Annotated in this window: 18 protein-coding genes; 8 read left to right on the top strand and 10 right to left on the bottom strand. The window is 71.8% G+C overall.

Annotated elements, in window-relative coordinates; translation table 11 throughout:
• Nucleotides 1–11: 11 nt before the first annotated feature.
• The gene (locus GWK25_RS12485; protein ID WP_215449934.1) at nucleotides 12–998 is read right to left on the bottom strand and encodes a helix-turn-helix transcriptional regulator; all 987 of its coding nucleotides are present in this window, start codon (nucleotides 996–998) and stop codon (nucleotides 12–14) included.
• A 140-nt stretch (nucleotides 999–1,138) separates the two neighbouring features.
• Here GWK25_RS12485 and GWK25_RS12480 point away from each other — a divergent pair, with 140 nt between their 5' ends.
• Nucleotides 1,139–1,582 carry a peptidase inhibitor family I36 protein gene (locus GWK25_RS12480; RefSeq protein WP_215449932.1) on the top strand — a complete coding sequence of 148 codons (444 nt, stop codon included), beginning with the start codon at nucleotides 1,139–1,141 and terminating at the stop codon, nucleotides 1,580–1,582.
• Nucleotides 1,583–1,617: 35 nt separating this feature from the next.
• Here the strand turns inward: GWK25_RS12480 and GWK25_RS12475 are convergent, their stop codons facing one another.
• Nucleotides 1,618–3,018, bottom strand: a complete 1,401-nt coding sequence (locus GWK25_RS12475; RefSeq protein WP_215449930.1) for an amino acid permease — start codon at nucleotides 3,016–3,018, stop codon at nucleotides 1,618–1,620.
• Between the two features lie 136 nt (nucleotides 3,019–3,154).
• Here GWK25_RS12475 and mmuM point away from each other — a divergent pair, with 136 nt between their 5' ends.
• Complete coding sequence (gene mmuM, locus GWK25_RS12470) at nucleotides 3,155–4,108, top strand: homocysteine S-methyltransferase (protein WP_215449928.1); 954 nt, start codon at nucleotides 3,155–3,157, stop codon at nucleotides 4,106–4,108.
• Between the two features lie 105 nt (nucleotides 4,109–4,213).
• Here the strand turns inward: mmuM and GWK25_RS12465 are convergent, their stop codons facing one another.
• From GWK25_RS12465 to GWK25_RS12455, 3 genes are read right to left on the bottom strand one after another with little or no spacing between them, the layout of a single operon-like run.
• Entirely contained in the window at nucleotides 4,214–5,026 is an 813-nt protein-coding gene (locus GWK25_RS12465) for an ABC transporter permease (protein ID WP_215449913.1), read from the bottom strand.
• Entirely contained in the window at nucleotides 5,023–5,976 is a 954-nt protein-coding gene (locus tag GWK25_RS12460; RefSeq protein ID WP_215449912.1) for an ATP-binding cassette domain-containing protein, read from the bottom strand. The genes GWK25_RS12465 and GWK25_RS12460 overlap by 4 nt, the downstream gene beginning before the upstream one ends.
• A 26-nt stretch (nucleotides 5,977–6,002) precedes the next feature.
• Nucleotides 6,003–6,674: a DUF4097 family beta strand repeat-containing protein gene (locus GWK25_RS12455; protein ID WP_215449911.1), complete on the bottom strand. Its 672-nt coding sequence runs from the start codon at nucleotides 6,672–6,674 to the stop codon at nucleotides 6,003–6,005.
• Nucleotides 6,675–6,942: 268 nt separating this feature from the next.
• Between GWK25_RS12455 and GWK25_RS44270 the strand changes: the two genes are divergently transcribed.
• Nucleotides 6,943–7,698: a GbsR/MarR family transcriptional regulator gene (locus GWK25_RS44270; RefSeq protein ID WP_215449908.1), complete on the top strand. Its 756-nt coding sequence runs from the start codon at nucleotides 6,943–6,945 to the stop codon at nucleotides 7,696–7,698.
• A gap of 29 nt (nucleotides 7,699–7,727) precedes the next feature.
• Here GWK25_RS44270 and GWK25_RS12445 read toward each other — a convergent pair whose 3' ends face one another.
• The gene (locus GWK25_RS12445) at nucleotides 7,728–9,317 is read right to left on the bottom strand and encodes a carboxylesterase/lipase family protein (protein ID WP_215449906.1); all 1,590 of its coding nucleotides are present in this window, start codon (nucleotides 9,315–9,317) and stop codon (nucleotides 7,728–7,730) included.
• 341 nt (nucleotides 9,318–9,658) lie between these two features.
• Nucleotides 9,659–10,288 carry a TetR/AcrR family transcriptional regulator gene (locus GWK25_RS12440; protein ID WP_215449904.1) on the bottom strand — a complete coding sequence of 210 codons (630 nt, stop codon included), beginning with the start codon at nucleotides 10,286–10,288 and terminating at the stop codon, nucleotides 9,659–9,661.
• Between the two features lie 105 nt (nucleotides 10,289–10,393).
• Between GWK25_RS12440 and GWK25_RS12435 the strand changes: the two genes are divergently transcribed.
• The 3 genes from GWK25_RS12435 to GWK25_RS12425 all read left to right on the top strand — a co-directional run bounded on the left by GWK25_RS12435 (nucleotide 10,394) and on the right by GWK25_RS12425 (nucleotide 15,025).
• The gene (locus GWK25_RS12435) at nucleotides 10,394–11,449 is read left to right on the top strand and encodes an aldo/keto reductase (protein ID WP_215449902.1); all 1,056 of its coding nucleotides are present in this window, start codon (nucleotides 10,394–10,396) and stop codon (nucleotides 11,447–11,449) included.
• Between the two features lie 245 nt (nucleotides 11,450–11,694).
• Entirely contained in the window at nucleotides 11,695–12,735 is a 1,041-nt protein-coding gene (locus GWK25_RS12430; protein WP_215449900.1) for a LacI family DNA-binding transcriptional regulator, read from the top strand.
• Between the two features lie 190 nt (nucleotides 12,736–12,925).
• Nucleotides 12,926–15,025, top strand: a complete 2,100-nt coding sequence (locus tag GWK25_RS12425; RefSeq protein ID WP_215449898.1) for a sulfatase — start codon at nucleotides 12,926–12,928, stop codon at nucleotides 15,023–15,025.
• Between the two features lie 212 nt (nucleotides 15,026–15,237).
• Here the strand turns inward: GWK25_RS12425 and GWK25_RS12420 are convergent, their stop codons facing one another.
• The gene (locus tag GWK25_RS12420) at nucleotides 15,238–15,891 is read right to left on the bottom strand and encodes a hypothetical protein (protein WP_215457341.1); all 654 of its coding nucleotides are present in this window, start codon (nucleotides 15,889–15,891) and stop codon (nucleotides 15,238–15,240) included.
• A 128-nt stretch (nucleotides 15,892–16,019) separates the two neighbouring features.
• On the opposite strand from GWK25_RS12420, the gene GWK25_RS12415 reads away from it, so the two are divergent.
• Complete coding sequence (locus GWK25_RS12415) at nucleotides 16,020–16,424, top strand: VOC family protein (RefSeq protein ID WP_215449896.1); 405 nt, start codon at nucleotides 16,020–16,022, stop codon at nucleotides 16,422–16,424.
• Nucleotides 16,425–16,473: 49 nt separating this feature from the next.
• Here GWK25_RS12415 and GWK25_RS12410 read toward each other — a convergent pair whose 3' ends face one another.
• Nucleotides 16,474–17,160, bottom strand: a complete 687-nt coding sequence (locus GWK25_RS12410; protein WP_215449895.1) for a helix-turn-helix domain-containing protein — start codon at nucleotides 17,158–17,160, stop codon at nucleotides 16,474–16,476.
• Between the two features lie 260 nt (nucleotides 17,161–17,420).
• A complete protein-coding gene (locus GWK25_RS12405; protein WP_215449891.1) occupies nucleotides 17,421–18,545 on the bottom strand; it encodes a YihY/virulence factor BrkB family protein in 1,125 nt (374 codons plus the stop codon).
• Between the two features lie 605 nt (nucleotides 18,546–19,150).
• Here GWK25_RS12405 and GWK25_RS12400 point away from each other — a divergent pair.
• On the top strand, nucleotides 19,151–21,637 hold the full coding sequence (locus GWK25_RS12400) for a Pls/PosA family non-ribosomal peptide synthetase (RefSeq protein ID WP_308404220.1): 2,487 nt from the start codon (nucleotides 19,151–19,153) through the stop codon (nucleotides 21,635–21,637).
• Nucleotides 21,638–21,650: the final 13 nt, after the last annotated feature.

Here is a 21,650-nt window from a genome sequence, read left to right as displayed (position 1 = left end):
GGCCGCTGTCCTCAGCCGTCCTGCCGGGGCCTCTGCTCCAGCAGGGCGGCTCCGAGCGGAGTCAGGGTGTGCAGGACCGTGTTGGCGTGACGGTGACTGGCCATCAGGCCGGCGTCGCGCAGGACGGCGGTGTGGTGGCTCGCCGTCGTGGGGGTCACACCGGCCCGGCGGGCGGCCTCCGTGGTGGTGCAGCCGGTCGCGCCGGCCCGCAGGATGGCGGCGCGGGTGGTGCCCAGCAGGGCGTTCAGGGGCGGCGAGTCGACCGAACGGGTCGTCGCCGGCAGCTGGTGCAGGGGGTGGAGCAGCACGGGCGGGAGCCCGGGGTCTGCCAGGGCGATGGGCGCGTGCCAGCAGAAGTGGGAGGGGATCAGGAGCAGCCCCCGGCCCGCGAGGAGCACGTCGCGGCGGTCCGGGTACGGGTCGATCTCCAGGACCGGCGGCCGCCAGCGGATCGTGGGGCCCAGCTGGTCGAGCATCCCCTCGGTCCCGGCGTGGAACAGGGCGCGCGTGTGCCTGGCGCGTTCGGCCCGCAGCCGTTGCTCGATGTGCTCCTCGTGCGGGGCGATCACGGCACGGTGGTAGGCGCGCAGGGCGTCCACGAGTTGTTCCCGCATGCCCCGCTCGCCGAGCCGGCGGGTCCACGCCGGGGCGCCGACCGCCCGGTGGAGCAGCCCGATCTCGCCGTCCACCCTCTCGTCCGAGGTCGCCAGGACGGCTTCCAGCCCGGCGTCCAGCCCCTGCGTGCCCTCCGGCGGTGTCAGGAAGTCGGGGAAGTACCCGGCGCGTGGGAAGAGCGGCAGCAGGAAGCTCTTCACGGTCCGGTCGAGCCCGGTCTGACGCAGCGCCGCCCGCGCGTCACGGAACCAGGAGGCGTAGGCCCAGCGGCCTTCGCGGGTCTGGAGCCGGTGCAGGCTGACCGCGATCTCCCAGAGCGCGTGGGGCTCGGTCGCCACGCGCACCTTGGTGAGGTCTTCGGGTGTGAAGTGAAAGCGGAGCATCCCGTTCCCCATGGTCGTCGGTCTCCGACCTGCGTGTTTTCACTCCCCTCACATGAGCATGACAGCGCCGGGTGGCGCAGGAAACATGAATTCCCGCCAGCCGTAGGTCGGTTGGCATCGTCCACGAGGAAGGCACGCCGATGTTCTCGTACGAGCAGAAGCACGACCGGAAGTCCGGCCGCACCACCCGCCGAGGCCGCAGGGCCTTCGCCGCCGCGGCGCTCACCGTAGCCACGGCCGGTCTGGGCCTGATCGCACCCAGCTCCGCGAGTGCGGCGCCGCAGGCGTGGTCGTGCGGCAGCGGCAATCTGTGTGCCTACACCGGCGGAGCCGGCAACGGCAGCCGCTGTTCGTGGTCCAACGCCGACGCGGACTGGTGGAACGGTTCCGTCCAGTGTTCGTGGTCCGATACCCAGAACGTCGGGTCGGCCAAGAACAGCGGCACATCGTCCGCGTACCAGTACGTCGTCCTCTACACCGGCCCCAACTACACCGGCAACGGCTACTGCATCCCGCAGAACGGTGGCGAGTGGCCGAACCTCAACGTCAGGATCCGTTCCCACCGCTGGGAAGCCAGTTGCTGATCCACGCCTGATGCGGGGCGGCCGGGGGGCCGGGCCTAGGCGGTGACGTCGCCCCCCTCGCGCTCGGACCCCTCCTGCCGCCCCCGCAGCCACACGTACACCGGGATGCCCGCGAAGAGGAACAGCGCGCCCTGGTAGACGGCCGCGTAGCCGGCTCCGGCGATCAGCCAGAAGGAGAAGGCGAAGGAGAGTGCGGCGACGATCAGGTCGCGGGCCAGGCCGGCGGGGCGGACCCGCTCCCGGGTGCCGCGCGCCAGCCAGTACAGCTGGGCGGCGGCCGAGAGCAGATAGGGGACGCAGCCGGTGAACGTGGTGATGAGGACGAGGACACGGAACGCGGTGTCCGGGTCGTCCGCGTAGTTGACGACGATGAGGAGCGTGCCGAGGACGGCGGTGGCGAGGACGCCGAAGCCGGGGACACCGCCCTTGCCGACCCGGGCGAACGGCTTCGGGAAGAGGCCGTCGCGGGCGGCGGCGTACGGCATCTGGGCGCTGAGCAGGACCCAGCCGTTGAGGCAGCCCACGATCGAGGCCACGGCGACCAGCGCGATCACCGTGCCGCCCCAGCTGCCGCCCGCCATCGCGTTCACGGCGTCGGCGAAGGGCGCCCCGGACTCGACCAGTTCCTCGTGCGGGACCAGGCCGAACACGGCGACCGTGCCGAGGATGTAGACCAGGGCGGAGGCGAGGGTGCCGAGGACGCTCGCGCGGCCGACGTTGCGCTCGGGGTCCTCGACCTCGCCCGCGCTGACGGCGGCCGACTCCACGCCCAGGAAGCTGTAGAGCAGGAGCGCGGCCGCGGCGGCGACCGCGCCGGGGGCGCTCTCGCCGGAGGCGTTGAACGGGCCGAAGTTGTCGGTGTCGACGAAGAACAGGCCGACGGTGGCGACCAGCAGCAGCGGCACGAACTTCAGCACGGTGGAGACGATCTGCACGGCGCCCACGTAGCGGGTGCCCGCGAAGTTGGCGGCGGCGGGCAGCCACAGGGCGGCCAGGGCCACCAGCGCCAGGACCGCCTTGCTGTCGCCCAGCGGTATCAGCACGTCGACGTAGCCGACGACACCGACGGCGAGCGCGGCGATGCTGACCCAGCACATCGTCCAGTACGACCAGGCCGACAGGAAGCCCGCGAAGGGCCCGAAGGCGTCGCGCGGGTAGACGTAGAGGCCGCCGGTGACCGGGCTGCGCCGGGCCAGCTTGCCGAAGAGCAGCGCGAGCAGAACGGCGGCCACGGAGAGGATGCCGAAGGCGAGCAGGCTGACCGTGCCGTACGGGGCGACGGCGGCGGGGAGGGTGAAGATGCCGCCGCCGATGATGTTGCCCATGACGAGGGCGGTGGCGGCGGCGAGCCCGAACTTGCGGCCTGGGGCGGCGGGCGCACCGGGGGTCGAGGTCGGTTCGGGCTCGGTGGCCTCGGGGGTGCTGGTCGTGGTCATGACGGTTCCCGGGGGAGGGGGCGGGGTGGGGACGGGGAGGGCGTGATCGTACCGCCGCGGTCCACATGGTGGTCAATCTGTTCATGTACTGGACACACTCGGGGGCGGCCCAGGCACCTCGACTACCGTCGTCGGCATGACCAGCAATGCACCCGGCAGCTTCGCCCACGTCCCCGGTCCCCGCGTCGGCCCCTTCGCCGCGGCCCTCACCGACGACGTCCTCGTCCTGGACGGCGGCATGTCCAACCAGCTGGAGTCGGCCGGGTACGACCTGAGCGACGAACTGTGGTCGGCGCGGCTGCTCGAGGAGCGGCCGGAGGCGATCACCGAGGCTCATCTCGCCTACTTCGAGGCGGGCGCGAGCGTGGCGATCACCTCCAGTTACCAGGCCACCTTCGAGGGTTTCGCGGGGCGTGGCATCGGGCGCGCGCGGGCTGCCGAACTCATGGCGCTGAGCGTCGAGCTGGCCGTCGACGCGGCGGTGGCGGCGCATGCGCGGGGCATCACGCGCCCGCTGCTGACGGCCGCCTCGGTCGGCCCGTACGGGGCGATGCTGGCGGACGGCTCCGAGTACCGGGGCCGGTACGGACTGAGCGTGGCCGAGCTGGAACGGTTCCACCGGCCCCGGCTGGAGGCGTTGGCCGCCGCCCACCCCGATGTCCTCGCGCTGGAGACGATCCCGGACACCGACGAGGCCGAGGCGCTGCTGCGGGCGGTCCAGGGGCTGGACGTGCCCGCCTGGCTGTCGTACACCGTCGCCGGTGACCGCACCCGCGCCGGGCAGCCGCTGGAGGAGGCCTTCGCGCTCGCAGCCGACGCCGAGGAGATCGTCGCCGTGGGCGTGAACTGCTGCTCGCCCGACGATGTGGACGGCGCGATCGAGACGGCCGCCCGGGTCACCGGCAAGCCGGTCGTGGTGTACCCGAACAGCGGCGAGACCTGGGACGCGTCGGCACGGGCCTGGACCGGGCGGTCGACGTTCACGACCGAGCAGGTGGAGGGGTGGCGGGCGGCCGGGGCCCGGCTGATCGGCGGGTGCTGCCGGGTGGGTCCCGAGGCGATCGCGGCCGTCGCGAAGTCACTGGGCTGACCGGACCGGGGCGTCCGCCGTGCGTGACCGCGTGCGGGCGGGTGGGGGCTGAACGCGCGGTGCCCCGCGCCCCTCACGGGGCACGGGGCGGCGGGGCGCCGGCGTCTACTTCGCCTCGCTGTCGTACTTCGAGGTCGACCAGAAGTAGCCGAGAACCGCGAGGCCCAGGCACCAGGCCACCGCGAGCCAGCCGTTGTGGCCGATCTCGGTGCCGAGGAGCAGTCCGCGCAGGGTCTCGATGGCGGGGGTGAAGGGCTGGTACTCGGCGATCGGCCGGAACCAGCCCGGCATCGTGTCGGCCGGGATGAAGGCGCTGGAGATCAGCGGCAGCAGGACCAGCGGCTGCGCGCTGTTGGCGGCCGCCTCGGCGTGCGGGCTGGACAGACCCATGCCGACCGCGATCCAGGTGAGCGCCAGGGAGAACAGCGCGAGGAGCCCGAAGGCCGCCAGCCATTCCAGGGCCGAGGCGTCGACGGAACGGAACCCGATGGCGACACCCACGGCGCCGACGAACACCACGCTGGCGAGGCAACTCAGCACGCTGCCGGCGACATGCCCGACGAGGACGGAACCGCGATGGATCGCCATCGTGCGGAAGCGGGCGATGATGCCCTCGTTCATGTCGGTGGCGACCGACACCGCGGTCCCGACGACGGTGCCGCCGATGGTCATCATCAGGATGCCCGGGACGATGTAGGCGATGTAGTCGGAGCGGTCGCTGCCGCCGATGCCCGCGCTCATCACGTCGCCGAAGATGTAGACGAAGAGCAGCAGCAGCATGATCGGGGTCAGCAGCAGGTTGAGCGTGAGGGAGGGGTAGCGGCGCGCGTGCAGGAGGTTGCGGCGCAGCATCGTCGAGGAGTCACGGACGGCGAGGGCGAGGGAGTTCGGGCGGGCGGGGGCCAGGGGGGCACTCATCGGACGGTCTCCTTGGACGGGTTCGGCGGGGTGGGGACGTCGGTGCCGGTCAGGGCGAAGAACACGTCGTCGAGGTCGGGGGTGTGCACGGTGAGTTCGTCGGCCTCGACGCCGGCGGTGTCCAACCGGTCGAGCACGGAGCGCAGTTCGCGCTGGGTGCCGCCGCTGGGGAGCTGCAGGGTGAGGGCCTCGTCGTCCCGGGTGACCTCGCGCAGTGCGGTGGCGGCGGAGCGGTAGGCGGCCGGGTCGGTGAAGCGGAGGCGGACGTGGCCGCCGGGTATCTGCCGCTTCAGTGCGTCGGCGGTGCCCTCGGCCACGATCCGGCCGCCGTTCAACACCGCGATGCGGTCGGCGAGTTCGTCGGCCTCCTCCAGGTACTGGGTGGTGAGGAAGACGGTGACGCCGTCGGAGACCAGCTCGCGGATGATCTGCCACATGGTGTGGCGGCTGCGTGGGTCGAGGCCGGTGGTCGGCTCGTCGAGGAAGATGATCCGCGGGCCGCCGACCAGGGTCATGGCGATGTCGAGCCGGCGCTTCATGCCGCCCGAGTAGGTGGAGGCGGGCTTGCGCGCGGCCTCGGTGAGGTCGAAGCGCTCCAGCAGTTCGGCGGCGACCCGGCGCCCCTCCTTCCTGGACAGGTGGTGCAGGTCCGCCATGAGGAGCATGTTCTCCTCACCGGTGATCAGCCCGTCGACGGCGGAGAACTGTCCGGTCACCCCGATCACGGAGCGGATGGCCTGGGGGTGCTGGTGGCCGCCGACCCGGATCTCGCCGGCGTCCGGGGTGACGAGCGTGGAGAGGATCTTGACGGCGGTGGTCTTGCCGGCGCCGTTCGGGCCGAGCAGGGAGAAGATCGTTCCCTCGGGCACGGTCAGGTCGACACCGTCGAGGACGGTCTTCTCGCCGTACGCCTTGCGCAACCCGTGTGCCGCGATGGCCTGGTTCTTCATGGTGGGTGTCGCCCTTTCCGGGGTCGTCAGAGGCTGCGGGCGGTGATGTCGCCGTAGCCGGTGGTCGCGTGGATGTCGAGTCGGGAGCCGGTGCCCCCGCTGTTCCGGAGCGAGTTGTGGATCCGGCCGTAGGAGGTGCCGGCGTCCAGGGAGGCCGAGGCTCCGGTGGCGGCGCCGACGGAGATCTCGCCGTACCCGGTGTGCAGGGTGACGGTGCCGCCGGCGGCCTCGGTGATGCGCAGGTCGCCCTTGCCGCTGGTGATGTCGGCGGAGCCGTCCAGGCGGCCGACCAGTGCGTCGCCGGCCAGGATGTTCAGGCGGGCGCTGGCCGCCTCGTCGAGCTTGACCTGACCGTGCGCACCGTCGATGGCGACGTCGCCCAGCCGCCCGACGCCGCGGAACTCGGCGGCGGCCGCCTTGGCCTCGACATGGGAGCCGGCGGGCAGTTGGACGGTCACCTCCAGACTTCCGGAGGGACCGAGGAGTTCGTTCTTCGCCGGCGGGGCCTGGATCCGCAGCACCCCGTCGCGGTAGTCGACCGTGGTCCGCTCGGCGGCCCTGACGTCCCGGCCCTTGGCGGCGTCGGCGGGCCGGACGTCGACGGTGGTGTCGGCCCGGTCGGCGGCGATGAGCCGCACGCGCCCGGCGGGGATGTTCAGGACGGCGGAGATCGGGGCGGGGGTCTCGAACTTCTGCATGGTGCTCTCCTTCGGCTTTCGCTCTGCGGCTTCGCTCTGCGGCTCTCGCCGTTCGCGCTTCGTTTCCGACAACGGAAAAGCTACGTTGCGTTCGAAGTTCCAGCAACACTCTTGTTGCATAGACAAAGGATTTTTGCAGGCCAGAGCCATAATTTCATTGCAACGGATGCGAGAGTAATGCAACAACCCGCACGGGCAACGTTGCAATGGATTGGGCGTGAACGCTATAGTCGGCGTCGGCGCACACGGAGCACAGAAGGAGACAGCGATGCCGGGAGGCAGGCTCACCCAGCAGGAACGCCAGCAGATCGCACTAGGGCTGGCCGACGGCCTCGCCTACGCGGAGATCGCCCGGCGACTGGAGCGCCCCACCTCGACGATCACGCGTGAGGTGATGCGCAACGGCGGCCCCACCGCCTACCGCGCCGACCTGGCCCACCGCGCCACCGAACGCCGCGCCCACCGGCGCCGCCGGAGCACGCCCCGGGCCGCACAGACCCCCGAGCAGGTTCCCGGCCGCGACGCCGAGGCCGTCCGCGAGTACGAGGAGACGTTCACCAACGTCATGATGGCCTCGGGCATGCCCACGATGATGGCCCGGGTGATGGCCTGCCTCACCCTCACCGACAGCGGCAGCCTCACCGCGTCCGAACTGGCCCAGCGGCTCCAGGTCAGCCCGGCCTCCGTCTCGAAGGCGATCGCGTTCCTCGACAGCCAGGGCATGGTCCGCCGGGAACAGGGCGAACGCCGCCGGGAGCGCTACATCGTCGACGACGACGTCTGGTACCAGTCGATGATCGCCAGCGCCCGCGCCATCGCCCAGGTCGTCGAGACCGCCCGCCAGGGCGTCGGCGTCCTCGGCCCCGGCACCCCCGCCGCCGCCCGCCTGGAGAACGTCGCCCGCTTCCTCGACTTCGTCAGCGAGAACACCACCCGCGCCGCCGAGCAGGCACGCGAGATCCTGCACACCAAACCTCGGACGCCCACGGACGGCACCGCCGGACCGGGCGCCGACCACGGGTAGGGGCAGCCGTCCGTGGACCGCCCGGTCCCTCACGGGCTCCGGCGGAAGCGGCGCAGGGCCGGCAGCGGACCTCCGCCGGAGGTGACGAAGGTGCCGGCGCCCTGGACTCTGCGCGGCCGCCGGGCGTCCGCCGCCCAGAGGGCGAGCTCGGGGTCGTAGGGGCCGTGGACGACGGTCCCGGCCTCCGGGGAGTCGAAGACACGGACCGGATGGGTGTGGTCCCAGACCGGCCAGGCCGGGTCGCCCACCGTCGCGAAGCGAACCCAGGCGCCGTGCAGGGCGGTGGCGAGGTCGCGGGGGGCGTGCTCGCCGGCCAGCTTGGCGGAGGCGGCGGTGTCGCCGGTGTCGAAGACGAAGCCGAGTTCGAGGGCGTGGCAGGAGCCGAGGGCGGGAACGCCGGAGGACCAGGCGAACTCGTAGACGTAGGACCGGGCGTGCTCGACGCGGGCGTCCGCCACCCGGTGCAGGGGGACCCGGAGCAGGTGGTCGGTGACGAGCTGACCCACCAGGTCGGCGGTGCCCTTGTCCGGGTGCAGGTCGCGGTAGGCGCGCGGGACCTCGGGGCCGCAGTGGCAGCGGGCGCGCGCGCCGGCCAGCGCGACCGTCCCGAGGCGGTCGACGCGTTCCTGGAGGCCGCCGGGGACGAGCCAGAGCCGGTGCTCGTCGCGGGTCCAGCCCATGAGGAGGTCGATGCCCGGGGCCGCGCCGTGCTCGGTCAGCGCCTGGAGCGGGTCGGTGGGAAGCAGGTCGCCGTCGACGACGATGCCGAAGGCGGGACCGCCGAGCACCGGGCTGCTCAGGCGGCCGACCTCGGCCTGCGCCTCGGCGAGCGCGGTCCGGTCCACGGCGGCGAAGGCCGAGGCGGTCGCCGGCACCTTGAGCCGGTTCGCCATCCGGCGGACCATCCGCCGCACCTTGTCGCGGTCCAGGGCCTCCGGCGGCCCGCTCTGCAGCACGGCACGACGGAACAGGCCCCGGGCGCGGGGCATCGCCAGCAGCGCGCCGACGCTGATGGCGCCCGCCGACTGGCCGGCCAGGGTGACCCGGTCCGGATCACCGCCGAACGCCGTGATCGAGTCCCGCACCCACTCCAGCGCGGCCAGTTGGTCACGCAGCCCGAGGTTGGGCGGGGCGTCCGGGAAGAGGCCGTAACCCTCCACGCCCAGGCGGTAGTTGAGGGAGACGAGCACGACCCCGTCCCGGGCGAAGGCGGCGCCGTCGTAGACCGGGACCGCCGACGAGCCCCGGGTGAGGGCGCCGCCGTGGAGCCAGACCAGGACCGGCAGCCGTGCCCCGGGGCCCGGCTCAGGTGTCCACACGTTCAGGTTGAGGCAGTCGTCGCCCGGGACGGCGGGGTCCGACAGATAGCGGGCGAACGCCTCCGAGTACGCCGGTTTCGGCGGCGTCGGCCCGAAGGCGAGGGCGTCACGCACCCCCGACCAGGGCTCGGGCGGGGAGGGCGGGCGGAACCGGCGGGGGCCGAAGGGCGGGGCCGCGTACGGGACGCCCCGGAACACCGCGATCGGGTCCCCGTGGCCGTCCCCGTACTCGTACTCGTACGTGCCGCGTACGTCGCCGTACGGCGTCCTGACCACGGGGTCCTGCCGGTCTGCCGTCATCGCGCACCAGCTCCTCACGCCACCCGCTCGTGCACCGTCGTCCACCTCAGAGCACCACACCCCTTCGCGGTATTCCGGTCGTGCGGGGTTCTGAGCGGCCGTTCGAGCGACAGCGCCCGCGCCGGGGCGAGCGCCGTGCGCGGGGCGGCGGCCATCTGGCGTGCATCCGTTGAGCGGGGGAAGACGTCGTCGATGTCGCTGTGGAGGTTGCCGTGGTTCTCGCCGGTGCCGCCGCGGGCCGGCAGGGCGGGCTCTGTGGGGATCGCCCGCAGAGCCCGGCGCGCGTACCCCCGGACAGCACGCCCGGTGTCCCGCGCCGGGCGACGCCCACGGGAAGCACCTCACGCACGCCGTTGGTCGCCCCGCACGTACGCTCCCGCACACGCCGCGGCCGCGGCGGCCTCGGCGGCCCGGTCCGCGTCGGCTTCGTCGAGTGGGTCGCCGCTGGTCAGCAGGCGGTAGTAGAGGGGGGCGGAGACGGCACGGATCACCTCCTCGGCATCGGTGCCCTCGGGCACTTCACCCCGGTCGACGGCCTGTCGGACGCACGGTGCCCACTCCCTGACGCGTATGCCGTAGAAGCGGTGCAGGGCCTCGGCGGTCTTCGCATCGCAGGTGGCGGCGGCGATCACCGCCTTGAACAGCGCTCCCTGCCGCGGATCGGCCAGCGTGCGCTGCACCAGTCGGGCGTTGGCCTTGAGATCACCGAGCAGCGAGCCGGTCTCGGTGCGCGGCACGGACTGCTCGGCCATGTCCACCAGCACATCGGCCACCAGGCTGGTCACCGTTCCCCAGCGGCGGTACACGGTGGTCTTGCCCACCTCGGCGCGGCGTGCGATGTCGGCGAGGTCCAAGTGGGCGAAGCCATGCTCCGCCAGGGCGTCACCAGCCGCCCGCAGCACCGACGCCCGCACCCGCGCCGTGCGCCCACCCGGACGGACGGTCCCCGGATCCGCACCCTCAAACCCCATAACGGGACTCCAGTTTCGTTAATCTCTCGCGCCTGCTACGTTGAGGGCCACACTAACGGCACGTCAGACCCATTAGCCAGAACATGCGGCAAGAGAGGAACAGCGATGGAACACCGACGGCTGGGCGCGTCCGGGCTCAAGGTCCCCGCCCTGAGCTTCGGCGCCGGCACCTTCGGCGGCCAAGGGCCCCTGTTCGGCGCCTGGGGCAACACCGACGCCCAGGAAGCCCGCCGCCTCGTGGACATCTGCCTGGACGCCGGGATCACGATGTTCGACACCGCCGACGTCTACTCCGCCGGCGCATCCGAGGAGGTGCTGGGCAGAGCGATCAAAGGCCGCAGGGACCAGGTGATCGTGTCCACCAAGACCGGCTTGCCGATGGGCGACGGGCCGGGCGACGCGGGTTCCTCCCGCTCGCGGCTGATCACCGCCTGCGAGGACGCCCTGCGTCGGCTCGACACCGACCACATCGACCTGTTCCAGCTGCACGCCTTCGACGCCGGCGCACCGGTCGAGGAAGTCCTGTCCACACTCGACGATCTCGTACGAGCAGGGAAGGTCCGCTACGTCGGCATCTCCAACTTCTCCGGCTGGCAGGCGATGAAGTCCCTCGCGAGCGCGGAGAGATACGGCCGCCCCCGCTATGCCGCCCACCAGGTCTACTACTCACTCATCGGTCGCGACTACGAATGGGAGCTGATGCCCCTCGGGCTCGATCAGGGCCTCGGAGCCCTCGTCTGGAGCCCGCTCGGCTGGGGACGGCTCACCGGAAAAGTCCGCCGCGGCCGGCCGCTGCCGGCCAACAGCCGACTGCACCGCACCGCGGACCACGGCCCGCCGGTCGAGGACGAGCACCTCTACCGTGTGGTCGACGCCCTCGACGAGATCGCGCAGGAGACCGGCAGAAGCATTCCGCAGATCGCCATCAACTGGCTGCTGCAGCGACCGACCGTCTCCTCAGTGATCATCGGCGCCCGCGACGAGTACCAGCTTCGCCAGAACCTCGGCGCCGTCGGCTGGACGCTCACGCCCGACCAGATGGCGAAACTCGATGCGGCGAGCGACAGGACGGCGCCCTACCCGTACTTCCCCTACCACCGCCAGGAAGGCTTCGCCCGCCTCAACCCACCGGTTGCCACCAGGCGGTCCGTCGGCTCATAGGCGGGTCAGCCACCTGCTGCCGCCCGCGGCGACTCGCCGCTCGCGGCTTCGCCGACAGGCCCCGCTTGTTCGAGGTTTCGAAAGTTTTGGCCGGGGTGATCCTCCGAATTCCTGCTTCTTCCCGCCGTGTTGAGTTGGGCTTAACGTAGAGAGCGCTTGCTACTCGGCTCGGGATCGGCCGTGGGCGGAGCCCTGTTCGAAAATTTCACCGGCCCACGGGACGGGCCCTGAGAGGTGGAGTCGCGATGGTGCGTGGCGGGAGCGCGACGACCGGGCCGACGCTGGCGGTGGTGGCGCGCGAGGCCGGGGTGTCCGTGCCCACGGCCTCGAAGGTGGTCAACGGACGTGAGGACGTGGCCCCCGAGACCAGGCGCCGGGTCACCGAGGCGTTGGACCGGCTCGGCTATGTCCGCAGACCCCGGTTCGACGCGTCCAAGCCGCCCCGCATGGTCGACCTGGTGGTGCACTCCCTGGAGAGTTCCTGGTCGGGCGCCGTACTGCACGGCGTCGAGCAGGCCGCCCACGACGCCGGCCTGGAGGTCGTCGTCTCGGCCGGCCTGACCCGCACCCGGGGCGCCCGCCCCGAACGCGGCTGGTTCGACAAGCTGACCGCCCGCGGCTCCGCCGGAGTGCTCTTCAACCTGGCCGAACTGTCCCCCGCCCAGTACTCCTGGCTCACCCAGCACCGCATCCCCTTCGTACTGATCGACCCGGTTCTGGAGCCGCCGCCCGGCGTACCGTCCGTGGGCGCCGCCAACTGGCAGGGCGGGACGACCGCCACCGACCATCTGCTGTCCCTGGGCCACGAGCGGATCGCCGTGATCGCCGGCTACCGGCGCAAGATGTGCAGCAGCGCCCGGGTCGCGGGCTACCGCTCGGCGCTCACGGCGGCGGGCCTGCCGTACCGGCCGGAGTACGTCCGTTACGGCAACTTCATGGAGACCACCGCCCGGCACCGGATGCTGCAACTGCTCGACCTCCCCGAGCCCCCGACCGCCGTCTTCGTCTGCTCGGACAAGATGGCCCTCGGCGTCTACGAGGCACTCGCCGAACGGGGACTGCGGGTGCCGGACGACATCAGCGTCGTCGGATTCGACGACCTTCCCGAGGCCCGCTGGGCGTCCCCCCGCCTGACCACCGTCCGCCAGCCGCTCTCGGAGATGGCCCAGACCGCGCTACGGCTGCTGGTGCGGATGATGGAGGGCGACCAACCGGAGGGCACCCGCACCGAGTTGTCGACGCGGCTGGTGGAGCGGGCCAGTACGGGGGCGCCGCGCCCGGTCTGAGCCGGTGGGGCGGAGTGCGTCGCGGTTCGGTCAACTGGTTGCGGGGGACCTCGGTTCGAGTGAACGGTAAGTGTCGTGGGACCGTACGCATAGGGATGGCCGATCGGGTGTCCCGGCGGTCCCGAGGCCCCGGCCCACTCCGCACCACCAGCACCGAGCTCCACATGCTCCACAGGGAAGGACCTTCGGGTTGTCGCACATACGCTCTCCGCAGCTTCCGGGACCGACGCCGACACCGGACGACGACAAGGCCCCGGAGGACGCCGCCCCTCCGCGGCGGGACGCGGCCGCGGAGACCGAGCCGACGGCGGGGACGCGGGCGGAGACACCGGCTGACAAGGCGGAGCGGGCGGAGAGGCCGGAGACACCCGAGGAGTCCGGGCAGTCCGAGGAGTCTGCTGATTCGGCGCCCACCCCCGAGGCAGATCGGGAGCACTCCGAGGCCACGGCCGAGCCCAAGACGGACATCACCGCACCCGACACGGACATCCCCGCACCCGTGGCGGAGTCCTCCACACCCGCGCCCGGCGCCTCCGCACCCGAGACAGCCACTCCCGACCCGGACGCGGACCCGGCCCCGGACCCGGACTCGGGCCCCGGCGCGGACCCGGCTCCCGCCGCGGCCCCCTCCCCCGGCTGGCGCGTGCGGCACCCCCGGGCCGCGCGTGGGCTCGCCTGGGCCGCTACGGGGCTGGCCTTCGTGCTCGTGCTGTTCGCGCTCGTCGTGCCGAACGACATCACCGACCTCGACCCCGCCCGGTTCCTGCGGATCCCGGCGGAGGGCATCCTCGTGGCGGGCCTGCTGCTCGTCCTGCCCGCGAAGGCGCGCCGCGTGGCGGTCGTGGTGGTCGGCGTGGTGCTCGGCCTGCTGACCATCGTCAAGGTGCTGGACATGGGGTCGTACTGGACCCTCGACCGTCCGTTCGACCTGGTGCTGGACTGGATCCTGCTGGACGACGCGCTGTCGTTCATGAAGGACTCGCTCGGTGGGGCCGCCGCGCAGGCCGCGACCGTCGGGGTGATCGCGCTCGCAGTGGCGCTGCCCGTCCTGATGACGCTCGCGGTCGTACGACTGAGCCGGCTCATGGTGCGCAACCGGCACACGGCGAGCCGTACACTCCTCGTCCTGGGGACCGCGTGGATCACCTGCTCGACGCTGACGCTGGAGATATCCGACGTCCCCGTCGCCTCGCACAGCGCGGCCACCCTCGTCGAGAACCGGATCGAGGCGGTCGGCAACGGTCTGAAGGACGGCGAGGCGTTCCGCAAGCAGGCCGCGGTGGACGCCTTCGCCGACGTACCGCCGGACCAGTTGCTGACGGGGCTGCGCGGCAAGGACGTACTGATCACCTTCATCGAGAGCTACGGCCGTTCCGCGATCGACGACCCGCGGATGGGCGAACCCCTCGGTGAGACCCTCGCGCAGAAGACGCAGGAGCTGAAGGACGCCGGGTACGCCTCGCGGAGCGGCTGGCTGCGCTCCCCGATCACGGGCGCCGGCAGCTGGCTGGGGCACTCCACGTTCCTGTCCGGTCTGTGGATCAAGAACCAGTCGCGGTACAACCATCTCGTCGCGAGCGACCGGCTCACCCTCACCGAGGCGTTCCGCCGCACCGGCGCCTGGCGCACGGTCGGGATCGTGCCCGGCACCCAGAAGGCGTGGCCCGAGGGCAAGTACTTCGGGCTGGACCACATCTACGACTCCGACCAACTGGGCTACCAGGGGCCGAAGTTCAGCTGGTCCACGATGCCCGACCAGTACACGCTGAAGGCCTTCCGGGAGCTGGAGCACGGCAGGGCGGACCGGGAGCCGATGATGGCGGAGATCATCCTGACCTCCAGCCACAACCCGTGGGCGCCGATCCCGAGCACGATCCCCGAGGAGCAGATCGGTGACGGCTCGGTCTACCACTCCCTCCAGAAGGCCGAGGGCAAGAACCCGACAGAGGTCTGGAAGGATCCGCTGGCCGTCCGGGACGAGTACCGCAAGTCCATCCAGTACTCGGTGACCAGCCTCGTCGACTTCGTCGCGAAGTACGGCTCCGAGGACACCGTGCTGGTCTTCCTCGGCGACCACCAGCCCAACAAGACGGTCACCGGCGACGATCCCAGCCACGACGTGCCGGTGTCGATCGTCGCCAAGGACCCCGAGGTGCTGGAGAAGATCTCCGACTGGGGCTGGACGGACGGGCTCAAGCCCGCCGACTCCACGCCGACCTGGCGGATGGACAAGTTCCGTGACCGCTTCATGACGGCGTTCGGGCCGCAGCAGCCGGGCGGCACGCCCTGATCGCCGACGTGCCACGTCGGAGGGCCGATCCGGCAGGTCGGCCCTGGGGGTCAGGCCCCTCCGGAGGGCCGATCCGCGCGGGGCGGCACCGGGGTTGAGACCGCGCCGGAGGACCGATCCACCCGAAAAGCGGCTCCGGGGGCCGAGGCCGCACCGCCGAGCGGCCCCACACCGGGCAGGGCCTCGCGGGCCTTCCCCGGGTCGGCGGGGGCTCAGCCCGAGGCGCCCACGGGCTCGCGCGGGGCCCCGTCGCCGGCCGGGGGCAGGTCACCGCGTTCGACCGGCACACCGCGGAGCGGGGGGATGTCGCGGTGGCGGGGCGGGAGAAGGAAGGCCAGTTCGGCGTCGGTGGGCCGGTGGGCGTGGAGCGCGGCGGCCCGCAGGGCGCCGCGGTCGACGGCGGTCTCGGCGGCGCTGATCCGCAGGAGGTGCCCGTCCTCCGGTACGGCGTACTCGTGCCGGCCCGCCGAGGTGCGGTACCAGGTTTCCCCGTCGCGCTCGCAGTGGACCACCTCGCCGGTACCTCGGCCCACCGGCTCCTCGGGACAGTCGGCGGCGGTCATCGTGCCCCGGTCGACGAGGAGCAGGAGCTGGGCGCTGTTCTCGTGGGACCGGTAGGCGGCGGAGAACCCGTCGTCGCCGTACACGCCGACGGACTGCCGGGCCAGCGTGAACCCGGGGGACTCGGTGACGTGGATGAGCCCCGGCGCGAGGCCCAGCGCCTCGGCACGGGCGTACAGTTCGGCCCGGTCGGGGAGCGGTGCGACGGGCTCCCTGTCCCCGACCACGACCTCCTCGGTGCCGCAGGCGGCGAGCAGCGCCGGCAGGAGTGCCAGGGGCAGCAGAGACCGAGCGGCACGGAGCATGGACATGCCCACCATCCTGCCGCACAGATGTTTCACAGGTGAGCCAAAGGCTCCGTTCCGGGAGAGCGCTTGCTCGCGTGTCCGATTCCTTCAAGACCGGGCGTCACCCCTCGGCCTACGGTGGCCGCATGACTCCACGACTCGACGCGATCGGGATGGTGGCCTCGGACATGGCCGCCTCCGTCACCTTCTACCGCCGACTCGGTTTCGCCTTCCCCGAGGGTGCCGAGGAGCTGCCGCACGCAGAGGCCCGACTGCCGGGCGGGCTGAGGCTGTTGCTCGACACCGAGGAGACCGTTCGCTCCTTCCATCCGGCGTACCGCCGGGGGACGGGCGGCGGTGCCGGGCTCGCCCTGTTGTGCGACAGTCCGGCCGAAGTCGACGCGGTGTACGAGGAGTTGACCGGCGCGGGGTACCACGGCGAACTCAAGCCGTGGAACGCGGTGTGGGGGCAGCGCTACGCCGTGGTGCTGGACCCCGACGGCAACGGCGTCGACCTCTTCGCGCCCCTGCCGACACCCGCCGAGGGGTAGCCGCCCGCGGACGGGTGGCCTCCATCCGGCGGGCGGCCACCCGTCGCGGCTACCGTCCACCGAGCAGTTCACCGAGGGGCAGCCCCGTCAACTCCCTTACGTCCCGGGCGAGATGCGCCTGGTCGGCGTAGCCGGTCCGGGCCGCCGTCTCGGCGAAGGGCACACCGTCCCGGGCGAGCGCGAGCGCCCGTTGCAGCCGCAGCACCCGGGACAGCGTCTTGGGTCCGTACCCGAAGGCGGCGAGCGACTTACGGTGCAACTGCCTTGCCCCGAGGCCGAGTTCGTCGGCGGTCGCCGCGACCGGCCGGCCCTCCCCGAGGGCGCCGACGAGCTGCCGCAGTACCGGATCGGGCCGCCCCAGCTCGGCCGCCCGCTCCAGGGCCACCTCTTCGAGGCCGCTCGCCGGATCGTCCGCCGCGTTCACCCGGGCCGTGAGGCGCCGCACGACCGCCGGTGACCACAGCTCGGCCAGGTCCACCCGCCGGTCCCGCAGCTCGTGGGCGGGCACCCCCAGAAAGCCGGGCGCCTGCCCGGGGAAGAACCGGAGCCCGGCCCACCTGCCGGACCCCCCTTCGGTGACGTACGCCCGGGTGTCGGGGCCGGCGACCACCAGCCGTCCCTCGTTCCAGAGCAGGTCCATGCACCCGTCGGGCAGGACCCGCCCCGCACCCGGCCGACTCGGGTTGTCGGCCCACACCACGGCCCCGGCCAGCCGAGAACCCCTTTCGACATACACGACGAAAAGGCTACGCCTGAGGCCGAGGGCTCCGCCCGGCCGACCCGGGGGCGCGGGGAACTGCGCGAGGAACCACGGCCGGCCCGCGGATGCCGGAGGTGCACAAGACGACGCACCGCCCGCCCAGGCCCCACCACATCCCACCGTCGCCCGGCACAGGACAGTCCACCGCGCGCGCCGCCCCGCGAAAACCTGCCGTCACCCGGCGGCTGACGGCACACCGCCCGCCCAGGCCCCGGCCACGGCCCCCTGCCCCGGCCCTATTCCTCCCCCTTCTTCGCCGGGGACCGCAGACGCGACGTCACGTCCTCCGGGGGGAGGAAGCGGGACCAGCGTTCGGGGAACTCCGAGGGCATGTCGGGGTCCTCCGGGTCGTGGGAGCGGGCGGCGGCGGCGCGGGCGACGTACTCGGCTGCCTGTTCCTCGCGGAGGCGCTCGTTCGCGGCGCGGGCGGCGGCCGTGGCCGCGGCGGGCCAGACACGGTCGATCGCGGCGTTGACGGCGGCGCCGACGAGGACGGCGAAGGCGCCCACGCCGATCCACAGGAGGACGGCGACGGCGGCCGCCAGGGAGCCGTAGATCGTCGCCCCCTCGACCGTGTTCGTCAGGTAGATGCGGAGCAGGAAGCTGCCCAGCACCCACATGCCGAGGGCGACCAGGGCGCCGGGGACGTCCTCGACCCAGGGGGAACGGACCGGCACCGACACGTGGTAGAGCGTCGTCAGGAAGACGATGGACAGGACGATCACGACAGGCCAGTAGAGGACCTGGACGACGGTCGCCGACCACGGGACGATCCGGACGACGGCGTCGGGGCCGGCCACCATCAGCGGTAGCGCGATCGAGCCGATCAGCAGCGCCACGAGGAAGAGCAGGAACGCCATGAGCCGGGTCTTGACGATGCCGCGGACTCCGTCGAGGCCGTACATGACGGTGATGGTGTCGATGAAGACGTTGACCGCGCGGGAGCCGGACCACAGGGCGAACAGGAAGCCTATGGAGATGACGTCGGGGCGACCGCCCTTCATCACGTCGTCCAGGATGGGCTGCGCGATCTGCGCGACGCCCTTCTCGGACAGGACGGTGCGCGACGCCTCCAGGAGGTTGAGCTCCAGGCTGGCGATGGTGTCGGCGCCGGTCCAGTCGTCGACGTAGCCGAGCAGGCCGATCATGCTGAGCAGCAGCGGCGGCACGGAGAGCAGCGTGAAGAACGCCGCCTCGGCCGCGAGGCCCAGGATGCGGTACTCGATGCAGGAGTTGACGGTGTCCTTCAGGAGCAGCCAGGCGGTCCTGCGCTTGGAGACGTCCCGGTAGAGGGCACGGGCGCGGTGGAGACGCCCGTGGGGGCTCTCCGGCGGTGGGGGTGACTGACTTGCTGGCTGCACGCCCTAACGGTATCCGCCTGCGCGTGCCGCCCTCACCTCCCGGTGCCGCCTGCCGCGCCACGGTCCGCGTGCGGCGCACGGTCCCCTCCGGTCGCGTCACGGGTCAGCAAACAAAGGGAAACCCAGCAGAAATCAAAGGTGATTCCGAATCTCCTTTTCTGTCATGAACGTGCTGGCTGAATCGATGAGGGGACGGAAGTGGAACGCGCGAGCGTGTTTACACCGCCCCTTTCGAAAGTTCCCCGCTGGAACACCCCGGGACCCCGGATCCGACAGGTCGGAACGGGCTCGGAAAAGGAGCGGGAAAGGAGCGGGAAAGCGCCAATTACCCGACCTCCCTTGACCGGTTCGTGAATGTACCGAAAGAATCCGGATTGCATTCCGCTGCGCCCCTCTGGACCAGATGCCGGCACAGCGCACACCGGGGGACCGGTCAAGGCTCCGACCAGGCCTGATCAATTCCGCCACAGCCGTCACCGCTCTCCGTTCCCGTAACTCTCCCCCCTCTTTCTGTCATTCCGCGCGCCGTCCCGTTCACCCCCGGGCGCCTTCCATCGCAATACCTGTCGCGGAGAAATTCAATGACATTGCCAGCGCCACGACCCGTGGTGGAAATACCGGGCGAGGTCCAGGGGGCCGAGCCGGACGCGGCGGAATCGTACACCGCCCTCGAACAACTCCTCGGCGAAGTTCTCGCCGGAGTCGCACACGTCGAACACGTGCCCGCAGAAAGCCATTTCTTCGACGATCTCGGTGCCAACTCGCTGACAATGGCACATTTCTGCGCCCGCGTCAGGAAGCACCCGGATCTGCCGTCGGTGTCCATCCGGGACGTCTACGCCCACCCGACGATCCGCGGCCTCGCCGCCGCGCTGACCGAGGCACCGGCCCCGCCGGCCGCCCCGCCCGAGCCCGCCGAGCCCGTGCACCCGGGCAGCACGTTCCGCTACGTCCTGTGCGGTGTGCTGCAGTTGCTCCTCTTCGGCGGCTACTGCCTGCTCGCCGCCTCCGGATACGCGCAGGGATACGCGTGGGTGGCGGACGCCTCCGGAGTGGTCGAGATCTATGTGCGTTCGGCCGTCTTCGGCGCGCTCGCCTTCCTCGCCCTGTGCGTCCTGCCGGTCGCCGCCAAGTGGCTGCTGATCGGGCGGTGGAAGCCCCGGGAGTTCCCCGTGTGGGGCCCGGCGTACCTGCGGTTCTGGCTCGTCAGGACCCTGCTGCGCACCAGCCCGATGGCCCTGTTCGTCGGCAACCCGCTGTACGTGCTGTACCTGCGGGCCCTCGGCGCCCGCATCGGACCGGGCGTCACCATCCTCAGCCGCACCCTGCCGGTCTGCACCGACCTGCTGACCATCGGCGCGGGCACCGTCGTCCGCAAGGACTCCTACTTCCTCTGCTACCGGGCGCGCGCCGGGCGCATCCGCACCGGCACCGTCACCCTCGGCCGGGACGCCTTCGTCGGCGAGCACACCGTCCTCGACATCGGCACCGCCCTCGGCGACGGCTCCCAGCTCGGCCACTCCTCCGCGCTGCGGGCCGGCGAGTCCGTCCCGGCCGGAGAGAGCTGGCACGGCTCTCCGGCCCGCCCCACGGACGTGGACCACACCCGGGTCCCCCCGCTCCCCCGCCGCCCCCTGCGCCGGGCCGGCTACGCGCTCGCCGCCCTGCTCCAGACCCTGCTGCTGTACGTGCCGCTGACCGTCGGCGGCGCCTATCTGCTGCTCACCGCCGCGCCCGAGCTGGACACCCTGCTCGACACGGCGTCGCTGCACGTCACCTCGGGCCGCTTCCACGTCGAGGCGATGGCCCTGTCACTGGCACTGTTCGCGGGCTCGATCGTCGTCGGGGCCGCCTCGGTGTTCGTCGTGCCGAGGCTGCTGCGCCCGCTGGTGAAACCCGACCGCGTCTATCCGCTGTACGGCTTCCACTACTCCGCGCACCGCGCGATCACCCGTCTGACCAACCTCAGGTTCTTCAAGTGGCTGTGCGGCGACAGCTCGTACATCGTCCCCTACCTCAAGGCCCTCGGATACGACCTCTCGCGGGTCGAGCAGACCGGGTCCAACTTCGGCACCGCGATGCAGCACGAGACGCCGTACCTGGTGAAGGTCGGCAGCGGCACGATGGTCGCCGACGGCCTCTCGGTCATGAACGCGGACTACTCCAGCACCTCGTTCCGGATCTCCCGGACGGCGATCGGCGGGCACAACTTCCTGGGCAACGCCATCGCCTACCCGGTCGGCGGCCGGACCGGCGAGAACTGTCTGCTGGCGACCAAGGTGCTGGTGCCCCTCGACGGCGAGGTCCGCGAAGGGGTCGGACTGCTCGGCTCACCTCCCTTCGAGATACCCCGCTCGGTCGAGCGCGACAGCCGCTTCGACCATCTGCGCGAGGGCGCGGAGCTGCGGCGCCGGCTCGCCGCGAAGAACCGCTTCAACCTGCGCTCGATGGCACTGTTCCTGTTCCTGCGCTGGCTGCACACCTTCGCGCTCACCGTCCTCGGCTTCGCGGCCTTCGACCTGTACGGCCACCTGGACGGCCCGGCGGCACCGCTCGCCCTCGCCGCGCTGCCCCTGACGGCACTGGTCTTCAACGCCCTCTACTACGCGCTGGTCGAACGGTCCCTGACCGGCTTCCGCCCGCTGCGCCCCCGGCTGTGCTCCATCTACGACCCCGTCTTCTGGCGGCAGGAGCGGCTGTGGAAGCTGCCCGACCGACATCTGGAGATCCTCAACGGCACCCCGTACAAGAACCTCGTCTGGCGGCTGCTCGGGGTCCGTATCGGACGCCGGGTGTTCGACGACGGGGCGTACATCACCGAACGGACGCTGACGGAGATCGGGGACGACTGCACCCTCGCCGCCGGCAGCAAGATCCAGGCGCACTCGCAGGAGGACGGCACCTACAAGTCCGACCACATCACCATCGGCGCCGGCAGCACGCTGGAGGTCCAGGCGTTCGTCCACTACGGCGTGACGCTGGGCGAGGGGGCCGTGCTGGCACCCGACTCCTTCCTGATGAAGGGCGAGGAGGTGCCGCCGCACGCGCGCTGGGGCGGAAACCCGGCGACGGAGACCACCGGAACACGGTAATCGGGGGGAAGAA

It is taken from the genome of Streptomyces sp. ATCC 21386 (assembly GCF_018728545.1).
GTDB lineage: Bacteria > Actinomycetota > Actinomycetes > Streptomycetales > Streptomycetaceae > Streptomyces.
This window is presented reverse-complemented; position numbering and strand designations above follow the sequence as displayed.